At 71.0% G+C, this 26048-nt stretch carries 23 protein-coding genes; 9 read left to right on the top strand and 14 right to left on the bottom strand.

The annotated features are described in order from the left end of the window. Nucleotides 1-67: 67 nt before the first annotated feature. From ACFPZN_RS27085 to ACFPZN_RS27130, 10 genes are all read right to left on the bottom strand, one after another. The gene (locus tag ACFPZN_RS27085; protein WP_378285019.1) at nucleotides 68-2119 is read right to left on the bottom strand and encodes an SDR family oxidoreductase; all 2052 of its coding nucleotides are present in this window, start codon (nucleotides 2117-2119) and stop codon (nucleotides 68-70) included. 3 nt (nucleotides 2120-2122) lie between these two features. Then, a complete protein-coding gene (locus ACFPZN_RS27090; protein ID WP_378285020.1) occupies nucleotides 2123-3070 on the bottom strand; it encodes an aromatase/cyclase in 948 nt (315 codons plus the stop codon). A 29-nt stretch (nucleotides 3071-3099) separates the two neighbouring features. Next, nucleotides 3100-3909: an SDR family NAD(P)-dependent oxidoreductase gene (locus ACFPZN_RS27095; RefSeq protein ID WP_378285021.1), complete on the bottom strand. Its 810-nt coding sequence runs from the start codon at nucleotides 3907-3909 to the stop codon at nucleotides 3100-3102. Between the two features lie 21 nt (nucleotides 3910-3930). After that, nucleotides 3931-4191, bottom strand: a complete 261-nt coding sequence (locus ACFPZN_RS27100) for an acyl carrier protein (RefSeq protein WP_378285022.1) — start codon at nucleotides 4189-4191, stop codon at nucleotides 3931-3933. A gap of 60 nt (nucleotides 4192-4251) precedes the next feature. After that, on the bottom strand, nucleotides 4252-5490 hold the full coding sequence (locus ACFPZN_RS27105) for a ketosynthase chain-length factor (protein WP_378285023.1): 1239 nt from the start codon (nucleotides 5488-5490) through the stop codon (nucleotides 4252-4254). Continuing rightward, nucleotides 5487-6767, bottom strand: a complete 1281-nt coding sequence (locus tag ACFPZN_RS27110) for a beta-ketoacyl-[acyl-carrier-protein] synthase family protein (RefSeq protein WP_378285024.1) — start codon at nucleotides 6765-6767, stop codon at nucleotides 5487-5489. The genes ACFPZN_RS27105 and ACFPZN_RS27110 overlap by 4 nt, the downstream gene beginning before the upstream one ends. Next, nucleotides 6764-7090, bottom strand: a complete 327-nt coding sequence (locus tag ACFPZN_RS27115; protein WP_378285025.1) for a TcmI family type II polyketide cyclase — start codon at nucleotides 7088-7090, stop codon at nucleotides 6764-6766. The genes ACFPZN_RS27110 and ACFPZN_RS27115 overlap by 4 nt, the downstream gene beginning before the upstream one ends. 18 nt (nucleotides 7091-7108) lie before the next feature. Continuing rightward, the gene (locus tag ACFPZN_RS27120; protein ID WP_378285026.1) at nucleotides 7109-8569 is read right to left on the bottom strand and encodes an FAD-dependent monooxygenase; all 1461 of its coding nucleotides are present in this window, start codon (nucleotides 8567-8569) and stop codon (nucleotides 7109-7111) included. 58 nt (nucleotides 8570-8627) lie between these two features. Further along, nucleotides 8628-9053: a MarR family transcriptional regulator gene (locus ACFPZN_RS27125; RefSeq protein ID WP_378285027.1), complete on the bottom strand. Its 426-nt coding sequence runs from the start codon at nucleotides 9051-9053 to the stop codon at nucleotides 8628-8630. 205 nt (nucleotides 9054-9258) lie between these two features. After that, a complete protein-coding gene (locus ACFPZN_RS27130) occupies nucleotides 9259-10584 on the bottom strand; it encodes a helix-turn-helix transcriptional regulator (protein ID WP_378285028.1) in 1326 nt (441 codons plus the stop codon). Between the two features lie 1170 nt (nucleotides 10585-11754). Between ACFPZN_RS27130 and ACFPZN_RS27135 the strand changes: the two genes are divergently transcribed. Genes ACFPZN_RS27135 through ACFPZN_RS27145 form a run of 3 tightly spaced genes read left to right on the top strand, consistent with a single transcriptional unit; the run spans nucleotide 11755 to nucleotide 15284 of the window. Further along, nucleotides 11755-12585 (top strand): SDR family NAD(P)-dependent oxidoreductase, encoded by an 831-nt coding sequence (locus tag ACFPZN_RS27135; protein ID WP_378285029.1) that lies wholly within the window; start codon nucleotides 11755-11757, stop codon nucleotides 12583-12585. Nucleotides 12586-12610: 25 nt separating this feature from the next. After that, entirely contained in the window at nucleotides 12611-14374 is a 1764-nt protein-coding gene (locus tag ACFPZN_RS27140) for an acetyl/propionyl/methylcrotonyl-CoA carboxylase subunit alpha (RefSeq protein WP_378285030.1), read from the top strand. Nucleotides 14375-14381: 7 nt separating this feature from the next. Continuing rightward, nucleotides 14382-15284 (top strand): alpha/beta hydrolase, encoded by a 903-nt coding sequence (locus ACFPZN_RS27145; protein ID WP_378285031.1) that lies wholly within the window; start codon nucleotides 14382-14384, stop codon nucleotides 15282-15284. A gap of 124 nt (nucleotides 15285-15408) precedes the next feature. On the opposite strand, the gene ACFPZN_RS27150 is transcribed toward ACFPZN_RS27145, so the two are convergent. Further along, the gene (locus ACFPZN_RS27150) at nucleotides 15409-16842 is read right to left on the bottom strand and encodes an MFS transporter (protein ID WP_378285032.1); all 1434 of its coding nucleotides are present in this window, start codon (nucleotides 16840-16842) and stop codon (nucleotides 15409-15411) included. A gap of 411 nt (nucleotides 16843-17253) precedes the next feature. Between ACFPZN_RS27150 and ACFPZN_RS27155 the strand changes: the two genes are divergently transcribed. Then, nucleotides 17254-17760: a nuclear transport factor 2 family protein gene (locus tag ACFPZN_RS27155; RefSeq protein WP_378285033.1), complete on the top strand. Its 507-nt coding sequence runs from the start codon at nucleotides 17254-17256 to the stop codon at nucleotides 17758-17760. Nucleotides 17761-18259: 499 nt separating this feature from the next. On the opposite strand, the gene ACFPZN_RS27160 is transcribed toward ACFPZN_RS27155, so the two are convergent. Next, nucleotides 18260-19006 (bottom strand): class I SAM-dependent methyltransferase, encoded by a 747-nt coding sequence (locus ACFPZN_RS27160; protein WP_378285034.1) that lies wholly within the window; start codon nucleotides 19004-19006, stop codon nucleotides 18260-18262. 223 nt (nucleotides 19007-19229) lie between these two features. Between ACFPZN_RS27160 and ACFPZN_RS27165 the strand changes: the two genes are divergently transcribed. The 4 genes from ACFPZN_RS27165 to ACFPZN_RS27180 all read left to right on the top strand — a co-directional run bounded on the left by ACFPZN_RS27165 (nucleotide 19230) and on the right by ACFPZN_RS27180 (nucleotide 24034). After that, nucleotides 19230-19811: a TetR/AcrR family transcriptional regulator gene (locus ACFPZN_RS27165; RefSeq protein WP_378285035.1), complete on the top strand. Its 582-nt coding sequence runs from the start codon at nucleotides 19230-19232 to the stop codon at nucleotides 19809-19811. A gap of 1177 nt (nucleotides 19812-20988) precedes the next feature. Continuing rightward, on the top strand, nucleotides 20989-21987 hold the full coding sequence (locus tag ACFPZN_RS27170; protein WP_378285036.1) for an RNA polymerase subunit sigma-70: 999 nt from the start codon (nucleotides 20989-20991) through the stop codon (nucleotides 21985-21987). Nucleotides 21988-21992: 5 nt separating this feature from the next. Then, nucleotides 21993-22739 carry a DUF6069 family protein gene (locus ACFPZN_RS27175; RefSeq protein ID WP_378285037.1) on the top strand — a complete coding sequence of 249 codons (747 nt, stop codon included), beginning with the start codon at nucleotides 21993-21995 and terminating at the stop codon, nucleotides 22737-22739. Between the two features lie 506 nt (nucleotides 22740-23245). Then, entirely contained in the window at nucleotides 23246-24034 is a 789-nt protein-coding gene (locus tag ACFPZN_RS27180; protein ID WP_378285039.1) for a phytanoyl-CoA dioxygenase family protein, read from the top strand. Between the two features lie 156 nt (nucleotides 24035-24190). Here ACFPZN_RS27180 and ACFPZN_RS27185 read toward each other — a convergent pair whose 3' ends face one another. Both ACFPZN_RS27185 and ACFPZN_RS27190 read right to left on the bottom strand, forming a co-directional pair. After that, nucleotides 24191-24679: a LysR substrate-binding domain-containing protein gene (locus tag ACFPZN_RS27185; RefSeq protein WP_378285040.1), complete on the bottom strand. Its 489-nt coding sequence runs from the start codon at nucleotides 24677-24679 to the stop codon at nucleotides 24191-24193. Then, the gene (locus ACFPZN_RS27190; protein ID WP_378285041.1) at nucleotides 24663-25061 is read right to left on the bottom strand and encodes a LysR family transcriptional regulator; all 399 of its coding nucleotides are present in this window, start codon (nucleotides 25059-25061) and stop codon (nucleotides 24663-24665) included. The genes ACFPZN_RS27185 and ACFPZN_RS27190 overlap by 17 nt, the downstream gene beginning before the upstream one ends. Nucleotides 25062-25131: 70 nt before the next feature. Here ACFPZN_RS27190 and ACFPZN_RS27195 point away from each other — a divergent pair, with 70 nt between their 5' ends. After that, entirely contained in the window at nucleotides 25132-25965 is an 834-nt protein-coding gene (locus tag ACFPZN_RS27195; RefSeq protein WP_378285042.1) for an SDR family oxidoreductase, read from the top strand. Nucleotides 25966-26048 lie beyond the last annotated feature (83 nt).

Here is a 26048-nt window from a genome sequence, read left to right on the forward strand (position 1 = left end):
CATGGGACCCCGTTACTCCCGCGGATGCCGAGTGGTGGTTCGGTGGTTTCAGCCGAGCAGAGTCGTTTCAGCCGAGCAGGGTGCCGCCGCTGGCGTCGACGAACGACCCGGTGATCCACCGGGCCTCGTCGGTCGCCAGGAAGCGGATCACGTCGGCGACGTCCTCCGCCTCGCCGACGCGCTTGAACGCCGACAGCTGCGCCATCTGCTGCACCGCCTCCGGGACGTCGAAGATCGCGCTGCCGTTGTTGGTGATGCCGGGCGCCACGGTGTTGACCGTGATGCCGCGCGGGGCCAGATGCCGGGCGAAGTGCAGGGTGATCTGCTCGATGGCGCCCTTGGTCATCGAGTAGGCCACCTGCTCGGGGTTGGCCAGCCGGGTCAGCCCCGAGGAGACGTTGATGATCCGGCCGCCGTCCGACAGCAGCGCCAGGGCGCGCTGCACGATGAAGAACGGCGCCTTGACGTTGACGGCGTAGAGCCGGTCGAGGTCCTCGGGGGTGACCTCCTCCGGCGACTGGCCGGCCGGCGTGGTGATGGCCGCGTTGTTGACGAGGATGTCCAGCACGGTCTCCCCGGTGCGGGCCTTGAGCTCGTGCTCCAGCCCGAGGAACAGCTCGTGCACGTCGCCGGGCACGCCGAGTTCGGCCTGCACGGCGAAGGCGCGTCCGCCGTCCCCTTCGATCAGCCGCACGGTCTCCTCGGCCGCGTCCCGCTGGGCGGCGTAGTGCACGGCGACCAGGGCGCCCTCCTCCGCCAGCCCTCGCGCGACGGCCCGGCCGATGCCTCGGCTGGACCCGGTGACCAGCGCGGTCTTCTTCTCCAGGCGTTCCATCCTGCGTCTCCTCCCTTGTGGTGCCGTGTGCGTGCGAGCCGGCGCCGGAGCGACCGGAGCCGGTCCGCCGCCCGCGCCCCGGCCGATGGCCCAGGCGGCGGGCTCGCCGACCTGGCCGACCTGGCTGATCTTGCTCGCCAGGTTGCGCCGGACCGGGCCGAACTCCAGCAGCCCGGCGAAGATCTCCCGGAGCGGTTCCACGTCTTCTCCTCCGAGCAGCAGCAGTGTCTGCACCTGGATGTCGGTGAGCGCGCGGGCGCCGACGGCATGGCGCCGTTCGTGGTAGCCGTCGAGGACCTCGTCGCCGGACCGGCCGGCCACCCGGTCGGCGAGCGGCCCGCCGAGGTCGGCCGCGTCCTGGAGACCCAGGTTGAGCGCCTGCCCGCCGACCGGCATCTGCACGTGGGCGGCGTCGCCGGCGACCAGGACCCGGCCCCTGCGGTACCGCGTCACCTGCCAGTGCGCGTCGTCGAAGGCGTTGAGCCACAACGGCGTGCCCTGCTCGATCCGTTCCCCGGTCACCTCGGCCCATGCGGCCGCCACCTCGTCGAACGTCGGAGCGTCCCGGCCCGCGCGGGGCTCGGCTCCGAACACGTGCACCATGACCCGGGTGCTGCCGTCGGGCCAGCGGTGCGCGGTGGCCAGCCCCTTCGGCAGCCGTTCGAAGCGCCGGTCCGGCACGTCGATGCCCGCGACGTCGGCGCGCAGCATCTCGCGTCCGGCCTCGGTCCCGGCGAGCTCGAAGCCCGCGAGCCCGCGGACTGCGGACCGCTCGCCGTCGCAGCCCACCAGGAACGAGGCGCTCAGCGTCCGCTCGCCTCCGCCGGCCGCCCGGATCACGGCCGAGACCTGGTCGCCCCGGTCGCGCAGGGCGACCAGCCGCCATCCTCGCCGCAGGTCGGCCCCGGCCCTCAGCGCCCGTTCCTGCAGCACCGCCTCCAGCCGGGTCTGGGGGCACTTCCACTGCCCGGCGTAGGGGTGGTCGGGGTCGGCCTCGGTCAGGTCGAGCCGGATGCCGCCGAAGTGCCCGGGGCCGCCGTCGGGCAGCTCTCCCAACCGGTCCAGGACGCCCCGCTCCGCCAGCAGCCCCATGGTGCGCGTGTGCAGGGTGGACGCCCTGGACTCGGTCATGGGCTCGGCGAGCCGCTCCACGACCGTGGTGCGCACGCCCCGTTCCGCCAGGTCTCCCGCGAGCAGCAGCCCGACCGGTCCGGCGCCGACGACGACCACGTCGGCGTCGGCCGCGCCGGACTCCCGGGCGTCCCGTTCGGCGGTTCCGGCCATCGGTCAGCGCCGCGCTTCCGCGTACTCTTTGGCCAGGTCCAGCGTCGCCCGGCTGTTGCCGCCGAGCGCCTCGCGGATGAAGGAGCGCGCCTCCGGGACCCCGGCGTCCGCGCCGAGGATCGTGGTGATGTTCTCGGCCCTGATCACCACGGTGTGCTGGGAGCTGGCGGTGACGGTGCCGTCGTCGCCCTCCTCGAACAGCCAGTACCCGGTGTGCAGTCGCATCAGCGCGGGCAGGGTGGTCTGCTTGTAAACGATGCGGCCGGGCGGGAAGCACACCCGGACCGACTCGGTGGTGTGCGCGGAACCGTCCTTGGTGAGTGTCTCCATGCGCAGCACCTGGAGGCCCGGCGTGTCCTCGGTCAGCTTCACGTCGCTGACGTGCGGCAGCCGCTCGCGCCACCGGTCGGCCTCGTTGACGAAGTCGTAGAGGTCCTTGACGGAGCCGGCGACCTGGACCGAGTCGACGAAGGACAGCGTCAGCGGGTCGTCCCCGGCCGCCTCCTCCAGCGCGGCCTTCAGGGCCGGGAGCTCCTCCCGGCTGTTGCGGTCGACGGCCTCGTCGATCCAGGCCAGGCCCTCCGGGTCGTCGTCGATGGACCGGTACCAGTGCTTCAGGCGCAGCCTGGTCTCCTCCGCGCCCACGGGCTCGATGAGCCACGCGCCGGACATCTCCGCCACCGGGGGCGCCGAGACCTCCTGCCAGAAGTCGATGCGCAGCGACTCCTTGGAGAGCGTGCGGCGCGAGGACCAGTTCTTGGCCTCTCCGTTGGCGGTGGCCCAGATGCGGATCCGCTCCTCGCGCTCGCCGCGCTCCAGGTACTCGACGTGGACCGAGGGCGGGAACAGGCGCGGCCAGTTCTCGACCTCGGCGAGGAGCCGGTAGACCTCCTCGGCGCTCGCCCGCACCGTGGTCTCGTGCTCGACCTCTCGTCCCTGCTTTTCGGACACTGCCGTTCTCCTCTCAGAAGGTGCCCGGGTCAGAAGTTGCCCAGGCCGCCGCAGACGTTGAGCGCCTGGGCGGTGATGGAGGCCGCGGTGTCGGAGGCGAGGTAGCCGACCAGGCCCGCCACCTCGTCGGGCGTGGAGTACCGGCCGAGCGGGATCTTGGCCTCGAACTTCTCCAGGATCGCCTCCTCGCTGGTGGAGTACGCCTCCGCGTAGCCCTGCCGGACCCGCTGCGCCATCGGGGTCTCGACGTAGCCGGGGCAGACCGCGTTGACCGTGATGCCGGTCGGGGCCAGCTCGTTCCCCAGCGCCTTGGTGAACCCGACGACGCCGTGCTTGGACGCCGAGTACGGCGCCCCCAGGACCACGCCCTGCTTGCCCGCCGTCGAGGCGATGTTGATGATCCGGCCGCGGGACTTGCGCCGCATCCCGCCCGCGTTCAGCACCTCCCGGGTCACCACGAACACGCTGGTGAGGTTGGTGGCGATGACGTCGGCCCACAGGTCGTCGGCGATGTCGGCGGTGACCCCGCCGCCGCTGCGGCCGGCGTTGTTGACCAGCACGTCGATGGTGTCGAACCGGGTCACCGCGGCCTGGACGAGACGGGCGACGTCCTCCTTGGAACGCACGTCGGCGGGGGCCCCGTCCACGTCGAAGCCCTCGTTCTGCAGGCCCTTGACGGTGTCGGCGAGCTTCTCCTCGTCGCGCGCGCAGACGAAGACGCGGTGCCCCTGCCCGGCGAGCAGCCGGGCGCTGGACAGTCCGATTCCGCTGGTGGCACCGGTGACCAGGGCGACCCGGCCGGCTGACTGCGTGGTGGTGTTCTCGGTCGTGTCGGGCATGAGGGCTCCTCGGGGGTGCGTTCAGGCCGCGGCCAGGTGGGAGTTGACGAGGTCGATCAGCGCGCGCGGGGTCTGGGCCTCCACCAGCGCCTCCTCGTCCAGGCTGATGCCGTGGTCGCGTTCGATGCGGCCGGCGGTCTCCAGCAGCGCCAGGGACTCGTAGCCGAGGTCGTCGAACGGGGTGTCGATGATGTCCCCGTCGAGGTCGACGCCCTCGTCCGTTCCGGCCGCCTCACGCAGGACGGTCCTGAGCTCGTTCAGCGTGAACTGACTTCCGGGCATGTGTGCGGTCCTTTCCTTGGACGGTCGGTGTGGAGAGCGAAAATCGTCAGCGGTCGGTCGTCAGCGGTTCGGTGGAGCGGAGGGATCGACGGACCGCACGACCATGGCGGAGTTGAGCCCGCCGTGGCCGCGCGCGATGACCAGGACGTCGCGCAGCTCCGCCGCGCGGGGAGCCCCGGTGACCAGGTCGAGGTCGTAGCGGCGGGACGGGCTCGTGTTGACCGTCGGCGGGATGACCCCGTCCCGCAGGGACAGGAAGGCGGCGGCGAGGTCGAGCGGCGCCGCCCCCGAGTACAGCCGGCCGGTCGTCGTCTTGGGAGCGGTCACCGGTACGGCGGCCGGCCCGAACACCTTGGCGATGGCCTCCGCCTCGACGCGGTCGAGTTCTGGAACGGCGGCGGCGTCGGCGAAGACCGCGCCGATGTCGGCGGGCTCCACCCCGGCGTCCTCGAGCGCCCCCTCGACGGCGCTCTGCAGGGTCGGCTCCCGGCCGCTGTCCGGCCGGGGGTCGGTGGTGGCCGCGTAGCCGGCGATCTCGCCGTAGACCCGCCCGGCGCCGCGCGCGCGGGCGTGGTCGGCGTTCTCCAGCACCAGGAGCGCGCCGCCCTCCCCGGGGACGTGCCCGCTCGCGTCGTCGTCGAAGGGCAGGTAGGCCCGCTCGGGGTCGTTCCTGGTGCTGAGCCGGCCGCTGGAGAGCTGGGCGACCCACCCCCACGGGCAGATCGAGGCGTCGACCGCGCCGCTGATCACCATGGGGGTGCCCTTGCGGATCTGCCGCCGCGCCTGCGCGATCGCGTCGAGGCCCCCCGCCTGGTCGCTGACCACGACGCTGCTCGGCCCGCGCAGCCCGTGCCGGATGGAGATCTGGCCGCTGTTGACCGCGTAGAACCAGGCGAACGACTGGTAGGCGCTGACGTACTGGCCGCCCTTGCTCCACAGCGCGCGCAGCTCGTTCTGACCGAACTCGAACCCGCCGGAGTGGCTGGCCGTGATGACCCCGACGTCGAAGTCGGGCAGGTCCGACGGATCCACGCCCGCGTCGGCGAACGCCCAGTCGGCGCCGGCCAGCGCGAGCTGTGTCATCCGGTCGGTCTGCGGCAGCAGCCTGCTGGGCAGGTGCTCCGCGGCGGCGAAACCGGTGATCTCACCCGCCAGCCGGGACGGATAGGACGAGGGGTCGAAACGGGTCACGGCCCCGATGGCGCTGCGCCCGGCGAGGGTGGCCGCCCAGTACGACTCGACGTCCAGCCCGGTCGGAGCCGCCACCCCGAGTCCGGTGACCCAGGTCGCCGTGGTCATGCGCCGCTCCGGTCGGGGCCGGCCAGCACGATCGCGCTCTGGAACCCGCCGAACCCGCTGCCGACCGACAGCACCGCGTCCACCCGGTGCTCCCTGGCGGTCAGCGGCACGTAGTCCAGGTCGCACTCGGGATCGGGGCGGTGCAGGTTCGCCGTCGGCGGCACCACGTGGTGCGTCATCGCCAGGATCGACGCGGCGACCTCGATCGACCCGATGGCGCCCAGCGAATGCCCGACCATCGACTTGATGGAGCTGACCGGCGTGCGGTAGGCGTGCTCGCCGAGGCTGCGCTTGAACGCCGCGGTCTCGTGCCGGTCGTTCTGCTTGGTGCCCGAGCCGTGCGCGTTGATGTAGTCGACGTCTTCGGGGGCGAGCCGGGCGGCCTCCAGCGCGACCCGGATGGCCTCGGCCATCTCCCTGCCGTCCGGTCGCAGGCCGGTCATGTGGAAGGCGTTGGACCGCGTCGCGAACCCGGCCACCTCGGCGTAGATCCGCGCTCCGCGCGCCCGGGCGCTCTCCAGGTCCTCCAGCACGAACATCGCCGCGCCCTCGCCCAGCACGAACCCGTTGCGGCTGGCGTCGAACGGGCGGGAGGCGTGCTCGGGGTCGTCGTTGCGCGGCGTCGTCGCCTTGATGGCGTCGAAGCAGGCCAGCGTGATGGGCGAGATGGGGGCGTCGGTCGCCCCCGCGACCAGGACGTCGGCCGAGCCCTCCCGGATGAGGTCGGCGGCGTAGCCGATCGCGTCCAGCCCGGAGGTGCAGCCGGTGGAGACCACCGTGGCGGGCCCCTCCGCGCCCACGGCCCAGGCGACCTCGGTCGCGAACGAGCTGGGCACCATGTAGTTGTAGAGGTGCGGCACCGCGTAGGCGTGGTCGACCAGCTCGAGCCGGCCGCCGTCGCTGACGGTGCGGTACTCCTGGTCCAGCCCCATGGTCGCGCCCACCGCGCTTCCCACGGTCACGCCGGTGCGGTGCGGGGGGAGCCCCGCGAAGTCCAGCCCGCTGTCGGCCACCGCCTCGCGCGCGGTGACCACGGCGAACTGGGCCGCGCGGTCCATCCGCCGCGTCTCCTGCGGGGTCAGCCCGGCGAGCTCGGCGTCGAAGTCGGCCTCGGCGGCGACCTGGGAGCGAAAGGGCGACGGGTCGAAGAAGGAGATCCGGCGGGTGGCGGTGCGCCCGTCGGTGAGCAGCTTCCAGAACTCCTTGACCCCCGGGCCGCCCGGCGCGGTCACCCCGACACCGGTGATCACGGGCCGGCGGGGGAGCGCGCCGCTCATCGCGCGCTCCACGCGTAGAAGCGGCGGGCGATGGCGTCCTTGGGGGAGCGCCACGTGTCCGGGTCGTAGGCGGTGATGTGCGGCTTGAGGTCCTCGCTGATCTGGACGAACCGCGGGTCGGTCTTGGCCTCCTCGATCAGCTCGCCGCCGTTGTCGTCGTCGAAGTCCTGCAGGTGGAAGTACAGGCCGTTGAACTCGAACAGCTGCCGGCGGCGGGTTCCCATCCGGTCCGGCATGTCGGTTCGGTCGAAGTCGGCGAAGAGCTGGGAGACCTTGTCCGCGGAGGAGGGCGCGATCTTGGCCACGATCAGTGTGCTGTGCATCGTTTCTCTTCTCAATCGTTATCGGCTCGGCCCGAACCAGCGGTTCAGGGCGGTGCGCAGATCGTCGTCGGTTCCGGGCGCGGCCCAGGCGACATGGCCGTCGGGCCGCAGCAGCAGCGCGGTGGTGTCCTCCAGGGCGCCGCTCGTGCCGTCCGCGCGCGGCGTCGCCGTCACGATGTCGACCCGGTCCGCCCAGTCCCGGGCGCGCCGCCGCAGGATCCGGTTGCCGGCCAGGTCGAGGAGGACGCCCCGCCCGGTGCGCAGCAGCTCGCCGGCGTCGGTGCTCCGGCCCGCGTGCTCCAGCCGCAGCGGCGGTATGCGCGCGCCGAGCAGGGGGTGCCTGCCGCCGCCCACGTCGTAGGTGATGTCCAGGCCGCTCACCCGGGCGGCGAGCATCCGCTGCGCGTCCGTGGAGGCGAGCAGGTCGCCCAGGACGTCGCGGAGCGGCTCCGCCTCCTCGCCGCCGAGCAGGACCGTGCTCTGCGCGCGGGTGTTGGACAGCAGCGCGCGGCCGACCTCGTGCCGCTCGTCGTGGTAGGTGTCCAGCAGCGTCTCGGGGGCCCGCCCGCGCACCACGGCGGCCAGCTTCCAGCCCAGGTTCACCGCGTCCTGGATGCCGGTGTTCATGCCCTGGCCGCCGGCGGGCAGGTGGACGTGGGCCGCGTCGCCGGCCAGCAGGACCCGTCCCCGCCGGTACTGGGCGACCAGGCGGGCGGCGTCGCCGAACGCGCTGACCCACACCGGCTCCGCCATGGAGATGTCCGAGCCGACCACCCGCTTCCACACGTCGGCCACCTCGGAGAACTCCGGCGGGCCGGTCCGGCGCTGCGGCGGCGTCCCGCGCTCGCCCACGATGATCCGGCGCACGCCGCCGGGCAGCGGCGCCACCATCGCCATGCCGGTGTCGGTCCCCGCCCCGGCCAGCCGCGGCTCCAGCTCGACGCCGCGGATGTCGGCGAGGAAGAGCTCGATGGTGGCGGGCGTCCCGGGGAAGTCGAACCCGCCGGTCCGGCGCACCGTGCTGTGCCCGCCATCGCAGCCGACCAGGTAGCGGCAGCGCAGCGCCCTGCCGTCGAGCGAGGTGACGGTGACCCCGGCGGCGTCCTCGACGAAGCCGGTGCATTCCCAGCCGCGCCGGACGTCGGCTCCCAGCTGCCGGGCCCAGCTCTCCAGCACGGCCTCGGTGACGGTCTGCGGGATGTTCCGGGCCGCGCCGTGCGCCGAGCCCAGCAGCCCGAGGTCCAGCGGCAGCCCGCCGAAATGGCCGGCGAAGCTGGTCTGGATCTCCCCGAACCGCGGCAGCAGCCCCCGCTGGTCGAACACCTCCATCGTGCGGATGGTGAATCCGATGGCGCGGGACTGCCCGGTGCGCTCGCCCAGCCGGTCCAGCACGATCACGTCGACACCGGCCAGGCGGAGCTCCCCGGCCAGCATGAGCCCGGCCGGTCCGGCGCCGATGACGATTACGGAAGCGTCCATGCGAACCTCCAGTGGCGGCTGTTCTTACCGCGGAAACCGCCGCGCGTGCGGCGCGTTCTCAGGCCTGTTCGATGTTGCGGGCGATCCGTGCCAGCACGTCGTTGGCGGCGAGGAATTCGCTTTCACTGATTCCGGTGAGTGATTTGGCCGCGTGCGCGTTCACGAGCTTTTCGGCGCGTTCGTGCGCCGCCGCGCCGGTTTCGGTGAGCGCGAGGGATCCGCCGGAGTCGGTGACCCATCCGCGTTCGGTGAACTCGTCCACGATGGGCCGGTAGGACGTGTCGCCGTCGATGGCCAGGAAAGGGGCGAACGCGCCGTCCAGGCCGGCGACGGAGTCCACGCCGATGCTGAGGGCGTGCAGGACCTGCCACTGCCGGCGGTTCAGCTTCTCGTCCACCAGCGCGGAGGTGGTGGCCTCGTCGAAGAGCCGGTGCAGGTGCAGCAGCCAATAGCCGAGCCGCTTCGTCGTGTTCTGCTGGAGCATGGGAAACCTCTATTACCGGGGAATAGGTATTTACCGTCGAGTTCCCGATCAACGCTTTGACTCTGACATGCCCCTACACCCCTCACAAGAGGCGCCGGGCGAATCTACGGTAGGGCCACAGACCCCTGAATGCGGGCAGCCGGAAGCTCCATCCGCCGTGCCGGCGGATGGAGCCCGGACAATATGCGCGCTGTGCTCAGGCAGGCTAGGACACGGTGAGGCTCAATGCCACGGAAAGGTCGCGCCGACCGGAAATGCCGAGCTTGCGGTACACGCTGGACAGATGGAACTCGACGGTGCGGACGGTCAGGTAGAGCGTCTCGGCGATATTGCGGTTGCTGTACCCCGCGCGGGCGAGATTGGCGACTCTCGCCTCCTGCGGGGTGAGGGCCTGCGTGGCGTGGCCGTCACCGAACCTGGCCATGGCCGTGTCGGTCCGGGACACCCAGTACGCGCTGCCGCACTCGCGCGCCACCGAGGCGGCGGTCGCCAGTGCGGTCCGCCCCCCTGGAACGTTTCCACGCTGGATCCGCAACGCTCCAAGGTCGTAGAGCGCCTGGATCGACTCGGTGCCTGCCTGGGCCAGGACCAGTAGTTCGACGGCCTCTTCCAGCATCGCGGGCGAGGACTCGTCCCGGCGCGCCAAGGCGAGGGCGTGCAGCGCCACGCCGATGGCGCGCGGGGACCCCCACCGCCTGGCCGCGACGAGCTCCTCTTCGGCCAGGGCGCGCGCCAGGTCGCACCGGTGCACCGCCAGCGCCCCCATCGCCGCCCTGGAACGCCAAGGAATCACCGCGGGGTTGGCGACATTGAGCGACTTCAGCAGGCGACCGCATTCCAGGTAGTCGTCCACGCCGAGCTGGAACTGCCCCGTGGCCAGCCGTAGGTTCCCCCGGGCCGCCAGGACGTGCGCGCGCTCCGCCGGGCCGCCGCTCAGCCGGCCGGTCAGCCCGTGCGCGAGCACCACCTCGTGCGCCTGGTCGAACTCGCCGACGTAGACCAGCGACTCGATCAGCCAGGCGACGGCCAGGGTCCGCAGCGGCCCCGCCCCCATCTGGGCGAGCGCCGACCTGAGCATTCCCGCGGCGAGTCCCATCTCCCTGGTCTCCAGGCTGACGCGCGCCCGCAGCATGAGCAGCAGCCGCCTGCGGCGGGGCGTGCGCATCCACTCGTGATCCCGTGAGAGCTCGGCGCAGTAGGCGTTCACCGAGTCGAAGTCGCCGGTGTAGTACAGGGAGAGCAAGGTGAGCCACATCGCGTCCGTGCTCGCATGCGGCTCGCCCGCGTTCAGCGCCCTCTCCACCTCTTCGACCACGGTTCCGCGCAGCTGCCGGCCGAGCGTGGCGGTCTCGATGCGCCGCGCCGCCTCGTTCATCGCGCGGCACAACGGGCGGTCGGTCGGGAAGACGACGCCCGGCATGTAGACGGCCACCGGGCCGCCGCGCCCGCCCGCGCCACCTCCGCGCCCGGCGCCGCCGTGGGGATCAGGGGCGGAGAACTGCCGTTTCCCGCACCCTTCGTGGGCTTTCACGGTCGCCTCTGTGGTTTCCTGTTTCCTTCCGGCCATCATCTTGTGTCCCCATCAGCTAGCTCAATTCCGACGCGACCATTGGGAGACGGGGCCCAAGACAGTCCAGGGCGGGGTGGCCCGTCCGATCATTGAGAAGGCTCACACGTGGTAGCGGAATTCCGCCCCCGGACGGTGTGCGAGGGAACGCCACACGACACCTGAGGCAGGCCACACACCTGAAGATGGAGGTGCCGGGGGTGTGAGCGCCGACCAGCCGGAATTCCCGACCCAAGTACGCCGTCGTCCTCGACCCCGACCGGGGCTGAGGTTGGATTCGGGAAGCCTGCACGGCAATTCCTACTAGATCGGTAGTTTATCTAATTGACCGGTGAAGTCAAGCGATGCAAGAACATGTTACATGTAATGCAATTCAGTGATCTGCGTCACTCGGCGGCGCCGGTGAAGGTGCCGGTGCCAATCGAAGTGCCGGCCATTGCGTGAAGTCGCTGGTCCGGGGCGTCGGTGCCGTCCGCCGGTGGAAATCGCCGGCCGGGCGCCGGGTCGAAGTCCGTCCGCGGACGCCGCCCCGCTCCGCGGCCGCTCCTCGTCGACGGCGCTCCGGCGCGGTGCCGCGAACGCCGCCGCATGCCCGCCGCGAGACGCCGGGAGCCGGCTTCGCCGTGGTGCACCGCGGTGGTGCCGGGGCCTTTGCGGTGGTCCCCGGGGTGTGGGCGATATCGACCGGTGCGGAAATGTGCTCCGCGTCACAGGGGCCGGCCGCCGTCGGGAGCGCGGAATAACGGGTGGCCCCGATGTCCTCCGCCGCCGGGTCGCTTCACCGTCGCTTTGCCGGTGGTTAACGACCGCGTAATATGTCCGTCCGCGGGGCTCCCCTGCCGCCGTGCCGCCAATGTCCCGGCCCGCCCCGCTGACCAGCGCGATCCGATTTTGTCGCGCGACCACTCAGGCTCCCTATTCGGATCGGCTCCGGCAATCCATTGCTGCACCCTAAGCGCTCCCGAGTCCGGCGTCCCTACGGCTCCACCACAGGTCACGGACCGAACGGTCCGAACCTCTTGCGGCGACCCTGAAAGCTCTGCGAGAATTGCCGTGACCAGTGCATATACGCGCTGCCTGCAGAACGCTGACCGGGGGCCGCCGCGGGTCCTCGGCGACCGAAGGGATATTCCGGTGAAGAACATTGTTATAACGGGTGGAACATCCGGAATCGGACTGGCACTGGCCCGCCACTGCCGCGACCGCGGGGACAACGTCCTCGTCGTCGCGCCCGACCCCGTCAAGGGCGCCCGCTTCATCGAAGAGGCGGAGGAGAAGGGAGCCGGAAAGCGGGTATTCTTCGTCCAGGCCGATCTCAGCCTCGTCAGCGAGAACAAGCGGGTTCTCAAGGAGATCGCGGACACATTCACGGCCGTGGACGCCCTCGTCCTGTGCGCCCGGTTCTTCCGCTCCTACCGCCGGGTCACCGACGAGGGCATCGAGCACAACCTCGCGCTGTACTACCTGAGCCGGTACCTCCTGAGCCACGGCCTCGTCGAACCGCTGCACAAGGCCGGGCCCGGGGTGGTCCTCAACCTCGCCGGGCCGGGCATCTCGGAGGGCCGGATCCACTGGGACGATCTCGAACTGGAGCGGGGGTACAACGGCTGGGACGCGATGTTCCAGGGCGGCAAGCTCAACGACCTCCTCGGCGTCACCTGGGCCGCCGCGCACGGTGACCGGCGGGCCCGTTACGTCCTGCAGTTCCCGGGCGGTACGCGCACCGGCCTCGCCGGCGAGTTCGACCCGGAGACCGCGGCCCAGGTCGAGCAGATGAAGCGGGGCGCGGGCAAGTCCGCGGAGGAGTCGATCGTCCCGCTCGTCGACGTCATCGACGACCCGCCCGCCGAACCGCTCACCGCCCTGTGGGAGGACCGTCCGATCCCCCTGGACCCCAGGGTGTACGACGGCGACGCGGCGGCGCGGCTGCACCGCCTCACCGAAGAGATCCTGTCGCGGCGATAAGCCGACGCAGGGAGGGGAGCTCCACGTGCGCAAGGTCCTGATCGCCAACCGCGGTGAGATCGCGGTCCGTATCGCCCGTGCGTGCCGCGACGCGGGCCTGGCCAGTGCGGCGGTGTACGCCGAGCCGGACCTGGACGCGCCGCATGTGCGGCTGGCCGACGAGGCCTACGCGCTGGGCGGGCAGAGCGCGGCCGAGTCGTACCTGGTCATCGACAAGCTGATCGATGTGGCCCGGCGGGCGGGCGCGGACGCGGTGCACCCCGGTTACGGGTTCCTGGCCGAGAACGCCGAGTTCGCGGCCGCCGTCACCGAGGCCGGGCTGACCTGGATCGGGCCGCCCCCGGAGGCGATCACCGCGCTGGGCGACAAGGTGGCGGCCCGGCATATCGCGCAGCGGGTCGGCGCGCCGCTGGTGGCCGGGACCGCCGACCCGGTCGCCTCGGCCGGCGAGGTGGTGGCGTTCGCCGAGGAGCACGGCCTGCCGATCGCGATCAAGGCGGCGTTCGGGGGCGGCGGCCGCGGGCTGAAGGTCGCCCGCACGCTGGACGAGGTGCCGGCCCTGTACGAGTCGGCGGTGCGCGAGGCGGTCGCCTCGTTCGGCCGCGGCGAGTGCTTCGTCGAACGCTACCTCGACCGTCCCCGGCACGTGGAGACCCAGTGCCTGGCCGACAGGCACGGCAACGTGGTGGTCGTCTCCACCCGCGACTGCTCCCTGCAGCGCCGCCACCAGAAACTCGTCGAGGAAGCCCCCGCGCCCTACCTGACCGAGGAGCAGGTGGAGCTGCTGTACTCCTCCTCCAAGGCCATCCTGGCCGAGGCCGGGTACGTGGGGGCGGGGACGTGCGAGTTCCTGGTGGGCCAGGACGGCACGATCTCGTTCCTGGAGGTCAACACCCGGCTCCAGGTCGAGCACCCGGTCACCGAGGAGGTGGCGGGCATCGACCTGGTCCTCGAGCAGTTCCGGATCGCCGCCGGCGAGCCCCTGGGCTACGGCGACCCGGAGCTGCGCGGCCACTCCTTCGAGTTCCGGATCAACGCCGAGGACCCGGGCCGCGACTTCCTCCCGCAGGTGGGCACGCTCACCCACTGGCAGCCCCCGTCCGGCCCGGGGGTGCGCCTGGACGCCGGCTGCGCGCAGGGCCAGACCATCCCGCAGGCGTTCGACTCGATGATCGCCAAGCTGGTCGTGACCGGGGCGACCCGCCGCCAGGCCGTCGACCGGGCCCGCCGCGCGCTGGCGGAGTTCCAGATCGGGGGGATGCCCACGGTGCTGCCCTTCCACCAGGCGGTGCTGGACGATCCCACGTTCGTGCCCGCCGACGACGGCGCCCCGTTCGGCGTGCACACCCGGTGGATCGAGACCGAGTTCGACAACCGGATCCCGCCGTACGAGGACCGGCTCGCCACCGGCGGGGAGCCGTCGGCCGAACGCGAGACCGTGGTCGTCGAGGTCGGCGGCAGGCGGGTGGAGATCTCGCTGCCCGCCTTGTCGGGCGAGCCCGCCGCGTCCATCGGCGACGACGGAGCCAAGGCCAGGCCCCGGGCGGCGAAGCGATCCCGTTCGGCGCTCTCCGGCGACGATCTGGTCTCGCCCATGCAGGGCACGATCGTCAAGGTCGCCGTGGCGGACGGCCAGCCGGTGGAGGCCGGACAGCCCGTCGTCGTCCTGGAGGCGATGAAGATGGAACAGCCCATCACCGCCCACCGCTCCGGCACCGTCAGCGGCCTGTCCGCCGAGGTCGGCGCGTCCGTCTCCGGCGGCGCCGTGATCTGCAAGATCAGCGACTAGGGCCGCCATGACGCGGCCTCCCTCGCCCCCGCCGACGCGGGGCGGACCGCCCGGCGCCCAGGTGCGCACCGTGGAGATGGACGCGGGCGGCCTCCGGCTCTCCGGGCTCCTCGCCCTCCCCCCGGACTCCCCGCCGACGGCCGTGATCGTCGCCCTGCACGGCGCCGGCATGCGCGCGGGGTACTTCCACGGCCAGGCCGACCCGGCCACCTCACTGCTCTCCCTCGCTGCGTCGCGCGGTTACGCGGCGCTCGCGCTGGACCGGCCGGGATACGGCGTCTCGGCGTCCGCGGCGCCCGACGGGCTGGGACTGGACGAACAGGCGTCCCGGGTCCGGCGCGCTCTCGCCGGCTACCGCGCCCTGCACCCGGCCGGGGCGGGCTTCTTCATCGTCGGCCATTCGCTGGGCGGCAAGCTGGCGCTGTCGGTGGCCGCGGGCTGGACCGCCGGCGCCCTGCTGGGCGTGGACGTCTCCGGGATCAGTGACCGCTGGGCCGTCGACCCCGCTCTGCGGGGGGACGTGAACGACCGGCGAACCCGGCCCCTGCACTGGGGCCCGCTCGACCTGTACCCACCGGGGACCTTCCTGCACGCGATGCCGCTCGCCGCGCCGGTCCCGCCCCGGGAGGCGGCTGAGATACCGGACTGGCCCGACCGGTATCCGGAAGTGGCCCGCCAGGTCCGGGTCCCGGTGCGGTTCACCTTCGCCGAGCACGAACGCTGGTGGCGCTGCGACCCGCAGACCGTCGCCGCCATGACGGCCCGCCTGGCCGCGCCCCTGGTCCGTACCGAACGGCTGGCCGGCGCGGGGCACAACATCAGCCTCGGATACGCCGCCCGCGACTACCACCTCGGAGTGCTCGCCTTCGCGGACGAGTGCCTGGCCCTGTCGAGTTCCGGTACGGGGTGAGCCGGGGGAGACGTCCCGCCCAAGGGCGGGAGGCCGCCGCCGTGCCCTCGCCCCAAAGGCGATGGGTGTCCCCGGGACCATCGCCCCGGGGACACCCATCGGCCGTGAGGAACGCGTCGGCGAACTACGCCGGCTCCTTGTTCGGCGCGAGGGTGAAGCACAGTGCCGCGCTGACCACCAGGGCGCCCATCACCGCGATCGTGGCGGCCGTGAACGCCTCCGGGTGATCCCGGCTGTTCTCCAGGACGGTGAAGAAGACCGTGCCGAACGCGGCGACGCCCACCGCGCTGCCGAACTGCTGGCCGGTGGTCCAGACACCGGAGGCCGATCCGGCGTACTCGGGCGGTACCGCGGACAGGAACAGCGTGGTCAGCGGCGGCATCACCAGGGTCATCCCGACGCCGAGCGCGAACAGGCCGGGGACCAGCGACCAGCTGTTGAGCGAATCCGACGCCCCGTGCACCGCGAGGAGCAGGATGCCCCCGCCCGCCACGGACACCAGGCACCCGGTGAGCACGATGAACCGGCCGAACCGGATGGTGAGCCGTCCGGTGAACGCGGCCATGACGAGCCCGCCCGCGGCGAACGCGATCGAGACCGTACCCGCGTTGAGCGCCGAGAAGCCCTGCCCGTCCTGCAGCCACAGCGGGAAGATCATCATGAAGCCGGTGAAGCCCGAGAACGACAGCAGCAGCACGATCAGCCCGCCGGCGCCGGTGCGGTTCCGGAACAGCTCCATCGGCAGGAGGGCCCCCGCCCGCCGCCGCGGATCGCGGTGCTCGACGATCGCCAGCCCGACCACCGCCAGGATCCCGGCGGCGATCAGGAGCCAGCCCCACAGGGGCCAGCCGTAGACGCGGCCCTCCAGGAGGGGGAACACGATCGCCACGAGGGCGAGGACGAGCACGGCGGTGGCCCCCCACCTCGGGCGGGCTCCCCCCGCCACCTTGCTCTCCGGAACCAGCCAGATCGCGAGCGGGATCAGCACGATCGCCACCGGAACGGTGATCAGGAAGATCGAGCGCCAGCCCAGTCCGGCGACGTCCGTCGTGATCAGTACGCCACCGAGGATCAGCCCCCCGGCCTGGGTCAGGCCGGAGAGCAGCCCGAACGTGCCGAACACCGTGGCGCGCTCCCGGCCGGTGAAGATCGTGAAGAGAATGCTCATCACCTGGGGGGCGATCGCGGCGGCGGCCAATCCCTGGAACACCCGCGCGGCGATCAGCTCGGCCGGGCTGCCCGCGATTCCGCACCACAGACTGGTCACCGCGAAAGCGGCTACTCCTACCAGGAAAACGAGCTTCCGGCCGCGCAGGTCACCCAGTCTGGCTGCGGTGATCAGTGCGACCGCGAAGGAAAGCAGGTAGGCGGCGGATATCCACTCGAGGTCGGTGGGGCTGGCACCCAGATCACGCTGGATCGCCGACAGCCCGACATTGACGATGGTGACGCTCAGCAGGTCCAGCATGAAGGCCAGAAGGAGCACGACGAGCGCGGCCCACCGGCGCGGATACACCTCCTCGGATTCGGGTGGTGCGGTTGTCGTTTCTGCAGTCACACGGCACTCCTGGTCGGCCGGGAACGGAGAAGGCATGGCAGAGGGCGGACCGTCGCGGCGGGTCGTGCCACCGTGGTGACCGATCCGGACCGATCGGTCCGCAACTGCATTATCGGCTGGGCGGCGAAGACGTGTCAAGCTGAAAGCGGCGTTCGGGACCGATCGGTCCGACATTGCGGTACCAGCCCCCGCAAAGCTCCTACCAGGCCCGGAACGCCGCCGCGCACCCCGCCGGCACCTGACCGGACGGGCCGGCGGGCGTCCCTTCGGGCGGACCACAGAACATGTCGCCAAACCTTGCCGCGGCGGTACCCGCTTGCGACAGTTGTCCTGTCATTGACCGGCGCCACGCGCGCGCGAAATCCGTGCTCTTTCCTTCGCCGGGGCGGCCCCGATCCGAAAGGTAGCAGGATGTCCGAGGAACTGGATACCCAGACCACGCTGAAGCAGCTCACGAAACGCATCGAAGAACTGGAGGCCGTCCGCGACCTCACCAGCCTGCGCGCCGAGTTCCACCGCGCTCTCAACAACCGCGAATGGGACACCCTGGCCGGGCTGTTCACCGAGGACGCGCACCTCGACTACGGCGAATACGGCCAGGCCCACGGAAGTAAAGAGGTCCGGAGCTACTACGGCCAGCTCCTTGAGCAGATCAGGGACATGCGCAATGCCACGGCGATCGCCCTGAAGAACTACATCCACGGGCACCAGGTCCATATCAACGGCGAGGACACCGCCACCGGCGTGTGCTTCTTCGAAGAGCAGATTCGATTCAACAAGGACAGCCTGGCGTTCAGCAGCCTCGGCCAGTTCTCGGACAAGTACGTCCGCATCGGCGATCGCTGGTTCTTCGCGAAGGTCGAACTCGACCACTACTGGGTGGTCCCCGACAACGACGGCTGGCGCTGGCCCTGGTAGCCCGGACGCCGATTCCGCCGGACCGGGGCCGCTCGCGACCGGGCACGACCGCGCCACCGCCGTGATCAAGTGATCGGGGCGCATCCACGATGACCGGCGGCGACCGCGAACGATCGCCCACCTCGGGCCGCCTCCACGCCCCGCCTGCTTCGACGGGCCGGGCCGTCCGCATCGTGGCACGCGACCCGCCGCGCGCCGAGCCCCTCGACGGCTCGGCGCGACGGTCGTCCAGGGGGCGGCGCCCTCTCGAAGGCATGAACGCGGTCGTTCACGATGGGGGAGCGGTCGCAGTCGCCCGTACCGCCCGGCCGGGCCCACACAAGAAGCAAAGCCCCCGCTCGCAACGGAGGCATCGCCCCGTTCCACGCGAAGGCGTCACCCATCCTGACCGCGGAGTCGCCACGCTACGGCAAGGCGGCGGACCAGGGCTTCGACGAGCATTGCCGACTCAGCCGAGATCCGCCGCGACCCTGTCCTTCATACGACGCCGGAACTCGGGTTACCTCCGCCGGGCGCGGACGTGGGACATCGGCGTCAGGACCCGCCCGCGGTCGTCCACCTGCAGTGCGTCCGGGTCCAGTTCGTCGCTGCTCTCCAGCGCGTTCGTCTCCTGCATCTTGGTGAGCAGTTCACGGGTGAAACCGGTGGCGAAGACGGTCTCCGTAATGTCCTCGATTATCCAGTGCCGGTCCAGATTGGCGTGCAGGTTCGCCACGCTGACCAGGGCCTCCTGGGCGATCGGCGTCCCCGACGGCAGGGTTTCGGCGAAGCAGAACAGGTGCAGCACCGCGCCCGGTCCGCATACCCGGTGCAGCGCGGCGGCGTACGCCGACCGCTGTTCGTCGTTCAGGCAGTGGTACAGGCCGCTGTCGAGCGCCGTGTCGAAACCGGTCCCGATATCGCGCAACTCGGTGGCGTCGGCCACCGCGAACCGCACCTGGACGCCATGCGCCGTGGCGCGTCGCGCGGCCTGCTGGATCGCGCTGGGGGAGCCGTCCACCCCGGTCACCTCATGACCATTGCCGGCGAGCAGGATCGCGTTCTCGCCCAGCCCGCAGCCCGCGTCGAGCACCTTGCCCCGGAACCCCCCGGCTCGTTCCAATTCCACGATCACGGGCTGGGCCTCGCCGATATCCCAGGGGATGAACTGCTCGCCCTGTTCGGATCCCTCGAACGCCGCGCGGCCCGCATAGAGCGCGTCGAAGTCATAATCCTCTTGGGAGAAAGTCCGTTCTTCTGTCGCCATGCCGGTACTCCCGTCCACTCGCCAGTTCGTCAACCACCGCCTAGTGGATCTCGCGGGGCGACATTCGGATCGATGGTAGGCAGGCGATCGCCCGCGGTGCCATGTGGAAGCGGCGAAACTACGGGTTACCACGGGATTTCCGGGACGCTCCGGCCGGCGTCACGGCCGTCCGGCCGGAAGCCGTCCACCGCCGCCGGACTGATTGGTCTGCTATTATCGTGACATGCCTCGGCAACCGTCCGCCAGCGTGCGCGAACGCATTCTCGACGCCGCGACCGACCTGTTCGACCGTTATGGCGTCCACGCCGTCGGGATGCAGCGCATCATCGACGAGGCCGGCTGCGGCAAGCAACTGCTCTACCGGGAGTTCGGCAGCAAGGACGAGCTCGTCACCGAGTACCTGCACCGGTGCGAGGGGGGCTGGGAGCGGAGCCTGGCGGCCGCGCTCGAGTCGGGCGGGCAGCCGGAGGAGCAGCTCGTCGAACTGGTGCGGCTGGTGGGCGCGAGCGTGCCCGGTCCCCGCGGCTGTCCGATTCGCAACACCTACGCGGAGTTCCCGGACGAGGGACACCCCGTGCACCGCGCGGCCCAGGAGCACTTCGGCACCGTGCGTGAGCAGGTCTGCGAGTTGACCCGCCGCACCGCGGCGGTCGACCCGGAACGCCTCGCCGACCGGATTCTACTGATCATCAACGGTCTCTTCACCACGGGCTCCGTGCTCAGCACGGCGGAGAACGCCAAGGTGGCCGTGGAGCTCACACAGGACGTGATCGCCGTGGAGACAGCGGCGGCACGAGTCGGCTGACAGCCGTCCGGCCAGACCAGAGAAACACCGACGGTGGCGCGGCAATGAGCGGCCCATATCTCGGCAAGCGAAAACTGGTCGGCGAAACCCCCGCTCAAAGCGCGACACACCGCGGACGGAAATGATTTCGGGATCCCACACGTCCCGCTAGGCGTCCAAACGGTACTTGCCATTTTGCCCTTTTGGTAAATGGTCGGCCGATACGGCTGTCGGCACCCGTGATCAACATGCTCCGCGACTCGATGTGAACTACACTTTTCCCTGTGAACTTGCGGAATGCCCGCTATAGCGAAGACGCTCCGTCGCGAGAACCAGGGCCATGGAACAAGCGATCGCGCGCCGCATGGCAGAGGCCGGATCTGATACTGACCGACTTCAACGAGACCATGTTGAACGCCATTGCAGACGAGGATGCTGACGACGTCATCACCCGGCCGATCGAGGCCTAGCGTGCTGGCGTGGCTGCCAATGGTCCGCGCGTTCAAGCACACATGCGCCGGTCGGGCGCCCGCTCACGCTGCCCGTGGCACCCATCACCCGACTAAACCAAGATCATGACCGAGTGGCGCGCCCGGCGAAGGCGCCGATGGCCGCGACCTCGAGTGTGGCCAGGCCAGGCGTGGCGCTACTGACGCGCTGATTTTGAGTACTGCCGGGCACGTGGGTTCCAGGCTCCCACTGTGGGGGAGAAGACGCTCGTCGCCACCCCGGTCAGGGAGTTGCTGGTGCTGCTCTATGCGTCCATGGGCCGAGACGAACCGACCGGAAACAAGCCGAGCGGATAGAGGCGCCAATGGCCAGGTCCGCGACCAAGCACGTGGGGCCCAGAGGGCGCCGTCCCACGGCCGCCTGATGGTGCAGGTCAGTGGCGTGGTGAAGGTCGGAAGACGCCCCAACCGGGAGCCTCGTTGCTGTGTTATCCCGCTGGCGTCGACTCGACCCCGGTCGGCGGGCCCTGCTCGCCCTGGCCACCTGCGCAACGGCTGCACCAGGCGATGACCCAGGATCCGGCTGCCGGCCTACGTCATCGTCGACGGCACGGGATGAACGTGGAGATAGTCGTTCTCCGCCACGTCGATGAGAACGCTCAGCCGTGCCGACCGACCCCAGTGATGAGTTGTCGCGCCTCTAGCCGTCATAACTATGACGGGACATGACGCGAGGGAAGGATGACGTGATGGGTGCGGACACACGGCTGGAGGAGCTGGGCGGGAGCGGTCTGGGTGAGGTCGACGAGCCGGCGTTCTCGGGGCTGGCGGAGCGGCACCGGCGGGAGCTGCACGTGCACTGCTACCGGATGCTCGGGTCGTTCGAGGATGCCGAGGACACCGTGCAGGAGACGTTCCTGCGTGCCTGGCGGCGGCGGGAGACCTTCGAGGGGCGGTCGACGTTCCGGGCCTGGCTGTACCGGATCGCCACCAACGCCTGCCTTGACCTGCTCGCCAAGCGCCGTCCGGAGCCCGCGACCGGCGGTGAGGTGCCCTGGCTGCAGCCCTACCCGGACCGGCTGCTCGACGAGCTGCCCGCGGGTGACGCGGACGAGCCGGAGACCCTCGCCCTCGCGCGGGAGACGATCGAGCTGGCGTACCTGGTCGCGGTCCAGCACCTCGCGCCGCGCCCGCGGGCCGTGCTGATCCTGCGGGACGTGCTCGGCTGGCCGGCGAAGGACGTCGCGGAGCTCCTGGGCGACTCGGTCAACTCCGTGAACAGCGCGCTGCAGCGGGCCCGCGCCGGTCTGCGGGAGCACCTGCCCGCCGAGCGGCAGGACTGGACCGGCGGCGAACAGGACGCCGGGACGCGCGAGCTGGTGCGCCGCTTCACCGACGCCAGCGTGGCCACGGACGTTCCGGCGCTCGCCTCGATGCTGCGCGACGACGTCCGCTACTCGATGCCGCCCACGCCGGGCCTGTACGTCGGCCGCGACGCGGTGGTGAACGACTGGGTCGAGGACGGCTTCGCGCGCATGACGGGCCTGCGCGCCGTCCAAACCGCCGTGAACCGGCAGCCCGCCGTCGCCTTCTACCTCTGGCAGGAGCGGGAGGGCGCGTACCTGCCGCTGACGATCGACGTCCTGCGCGTCACCGGCGGGGCGATCACCGAGATCTTCATCTTCCACGACGACCGGTTCCCGCGGCTCGGGCTGCCGGAGCGCCTGCCGGCGGACGGCGCGGAGTAGTCCCGGTGCGGACGCTCGCGCTGCGCGGTGGCGCGCGTGTCGCGGTGGTCGCGGCCGAGTGGCACGACGCGTTCGGCGTCGTCACCCGCGGGCGGGTGCAACTGGAGTTGCGCGACGGCGAGCCCGGGCCTGTCCTGGGACGCGACGCCGGATTCTGGCTCCGCGGCACCGGCGTCCGCGCCCTGCGCAACCCCGGCCGTCGCACGGCGAGGGTGCGCATCATCACCCCCAGGGCCAGGACCGCCACATGCCGGCCAACACACCCCTACGCCATGCACCGAATGATGGAGGATGACATGAACAGCCTGAATGACACCGGCGTCGTCGCAGGCCCGGCGTCGGGCCACACCAGCTATCCCCACCGACTCCGCGGGCTCGCCGGTACCGGCTTCGTCGCCACGCTCGCAGCGATGGCGGCCACCACCCTCGCCGCTGCGCTCGCCCAGGCCGTCGGCGTCGACTTCGAGGTCTCCGATGGTGACGAGTCGATCCCGTTGCCCGGGTTCGCCGTAGTGACCGGCTTCTGCTCGGTCGTGGGTGTCGTCATCGCCGCCGCTCTTCTCCGCTGGAGCGCGCGCCCCGCCGCGCGATTCGTGTGGACGGCAGTGTCGCTGACCGCGATCTCGTTGATCCCGCCCTTCCTGTCCGGGGCGAACACCGCCACCACCGTTGCCCTCCTCGTGCTCCACCTCGTCCCTGCGACGGTGATGATCCCCACCCTGGCGCGGAGCCTCCGCACCCGGACCGACTGACGATCCCGCAACGGGACGCGCACTACGTGGCCCCCCGGGTGCCGCCACCCTCCAGTCCAGGCCGAGTCGCGTCTGCGAAGATGCACAGGGCGCCTTGCGGGAAGGGCGCCCCGCGTACCCCGGTCGCGTTCATCCTGGCCGCCCCCGCCGCCACGTGCCTCCCACGTGGATTCGGCTCCCTTGGGCCGGGATCTGCCCCTCTCTCGGGTCGACGTCAGGCTCAAGCCGCGCCAGACGCTCGCAGCCGAGCCCTGACATGCGGGAGAAGGCGCTGCGCGCGACCGCCAGCCCCGGCGACACCGCACGATCGGACGGGCGCGACGCCCATCACCGTGTCGCGACCTTGCCTCACCCGACAGCGCAGAAGGAGCACGAGAGAGCAATTTCGACATCGATATTGATTATGGGTCGCCGGTCGGGACATACTCGGCCGGGAGCCAGGAGCGCGGGCACATCCCGGAACGGGCCTGTGACCACCGCCTCGACGAGCGGGAGGAGACCCGATCGTGACCACGCCGCAGACCCTCGACGCCGATGCGGTGAGCGCGGCCCTCGACGCGGACGGGTTCGCCGTGGTGCCGGGGGTGCTCGATGAAGCCGAGGTCAAGGCCGCCCGCGAGCGTCTCTGGGCCACCGTCGAGGAGAGCGAACGCCGGGGCGTGCCGACTCATGTGCCCGGGCTCGACCCCAACGCCAGTAACGTCCGGGTGTTCAACCTGGTCGACCTCGACGCGCTGTTCGGCCGGCTGCTCGAGCACCCCGTGGCCGATGCGATCGCCGGTCGTCTCCTCGGCGAGGACTACGTCGTCAGCAACATCACGGCGAACATCGCCCGTCCGGGAAGCGGGTCGATGGCGCTGCACTCGGACCAGGCCCTGGTCCACGAGGGGCCCTGGACGCAGCCGTGGTCGCTGAACGTCATCTGGTGCCTCGACGACGCCTATGGCGACAACGGCGCCACGCTCTACGTGCCCGGCAGCCACCGTTACCAGACCCGGGACGAGTTGCCGGCCGACCTCGGTGACCGGCTGGTGCCGTTCGAGGCCGCGGCCGGTTCGACCGTGGTGATGGAGGGCCGGCTCTGGCACACCTCGGGCGCGAACATCACCGAGGACAAGGACCGCCCCCTGGTGTTCGCCTACTACACGAGGTCCTTCGTGCGGCCACAGTTCAATTTCACGGCGGCGCTGCGTCCCGAGGTCACGGAGAAGCTGTCGAAGACGATGCGCTACCGGCTCGGGCTGAACAGGATCCTCAACAAGCCGCCGGAGGGCGTCGTCATGCGGCGTCCATGAGAGCGCTGCGGCTTGCCGCCCGGCACTGGCGCCCAGCGTACTCGGCGCCATGCCAACCAGGCGTCCTCGAGAGGGCTTCACCATCCAGGACGCTGCCCGAGGCGGCTCCGTTCCTGCCTTGAGCGCGGAATGCCGGGCCCGCGCGGAGGGACGGAGTTAGCGCGAGCCCTCTACCGCGGTCCGGATGAACCAGGTGATCCAGGGCGACCGATTGCCCGCCGGCCAGAGGGCCAGGGTCTGGTACGGCGCGGCGTCGGACAGCGGGCGGTAGATCACGTCGGGCCGGATGTTCCTCGCGGCCAGCGAGGAGGGCACCAACGCCACGGCCTGGCCCAGGGCGACGACCTCCAGCATCTGGGCGATGTCTTCGACGACCGGGCCGTCGGCCGGTCGATCCGGGCTGCCCAGCCAGTGGTCGCGGTCGACAACCGCCGGAACACTCCACCGGGGTGCGGGCTCGGCTATGAGGTCGGCGGTACTGAGGACATCGCGTCCCGCCAACTCATGTCCCGAGGTGAGCGCGGCGACGCGTGGTTCGGTCGTCAACAGCCGGGTCTCGAGGCCGTGGCCGTCGAAGCAGGCGGCGATCGCCACGTCCGCGCGGCCGTCGCGGACCATGTCGGCCTGCTCACCGAATCCGCTCACCAATGACCTGGATCTCTGGTGCGTCCGGGTCCGCACGAGACCGTTCGCGGATCCGGTGAAGCAATTCTGTGGCCACCCCAGGCTTGGCGGTGACCACGAGTCGTCGACCGGCGAGTCCCGCACGCCGCGTCCGGCGTACGGCGGAGTTGAGGGCGCCCAGGACGACGGCCGCCTCCTTGACCAGGATCTCGCCGGCCTGCGTTAGGGCCAGTCGGCGCTCGGTGCGATCGAACAGGGCGACACCGAGCCGGCGCTCCAACTGACGTATGGCCCGGGACAGCGGCGGCTGAGCCATCCCGAGCCGCTCGGCCGCGCGGGTGATGTTCAGCTCCTCGGCGACGGCGCAGAAGTAACGCAGTTCGCGGATTTCCGGCTCCGTCATACCGCCAGGGTAGGGAACTGCACCCGATCGGTCTTTCCCTTCCGGCGCTCCGGCCGCTGGACTGGGAGGCATGGCAACGAACGAAGTCGCACTCGTCACCGGCGGCAACAAGGGCATCGGCCGGGAGATCGTCCGCCGACTCGCCCAGCGGAACTTCACCGTGTACCTCGGCGCTCGCGATCCGGAGCGCGGCCACTCGGCCGTCGAGGAACTGAGGCAAGAGTCAGCGACCTCGGTGGAGTCGACCGAGGAACCGGCCGGCGTTGGCGACGACCCCGGCCGAAGCGGCGACGGACTGGACATCCGGTTCGTGCGACTGGACGTGACCGACCCGGAATCGGTCCAGGCGGCCATCAGGCAGATCGACACCGAGACGGGACGGCTGGACGTCTTGGTCAACAACGCCGGAATCATGGCCGAGTGGGGTGTCCGGACCGCCGACGTCACGGCCGCGCACCTCCGCGAGGTATACGAGGTCAACGTCTTCGGCGTCGTCACCGTGACATCAGCCTGTCTCCCCATGCTCCGCCGCTCCCGCAACCCGAGGATCGTCAACATGTCCAGCGGGCTCGGCTCGCTGACGCTCCTGGGCGACCCGGCGAGTCCCCTCTCGACACGCGGCTTCCTCGCGTACAGCTCGTCCAAGGCCGCGCTCAACGCCCTGACCCTGCTCTATGCCAACGCCCTGCGCGGCGACGGCATCAAGGTCAACGCCGCCAGTCCCGGCCTTGTGCCGACAGACCAGAACGCCCCCGCCACTTTCCCTCGCGGCGACCGCACCACAGCCGACGGCGCAGTCGTCCCGGTCCTGCTCGCGACGATCCCCACCGATGGCCCCACCGGCGTCTTCCGAGGCCCCGACTCCCTAGCCTCGGGCTTTCACCGGGCGATGGGCCGGGAGTGACCGTTTAGATAAGAAAAGTGCCTCTGTGCTGGGAGGATAGGGCTTGTCGAAGGTCCTGTCCGTACCAGTCCAGAAGGCACTTT

Origin of the sequence: Actinomadura rugatobispora (assembly GCF_042656285.1) — a bacterium.
Lineage (GTDB): Bacteria > Actinomycetota > Actinomycetes > Streptosporangiales > Streptosporangiaceae > Spirillospora > Spirillospora rugatobispora.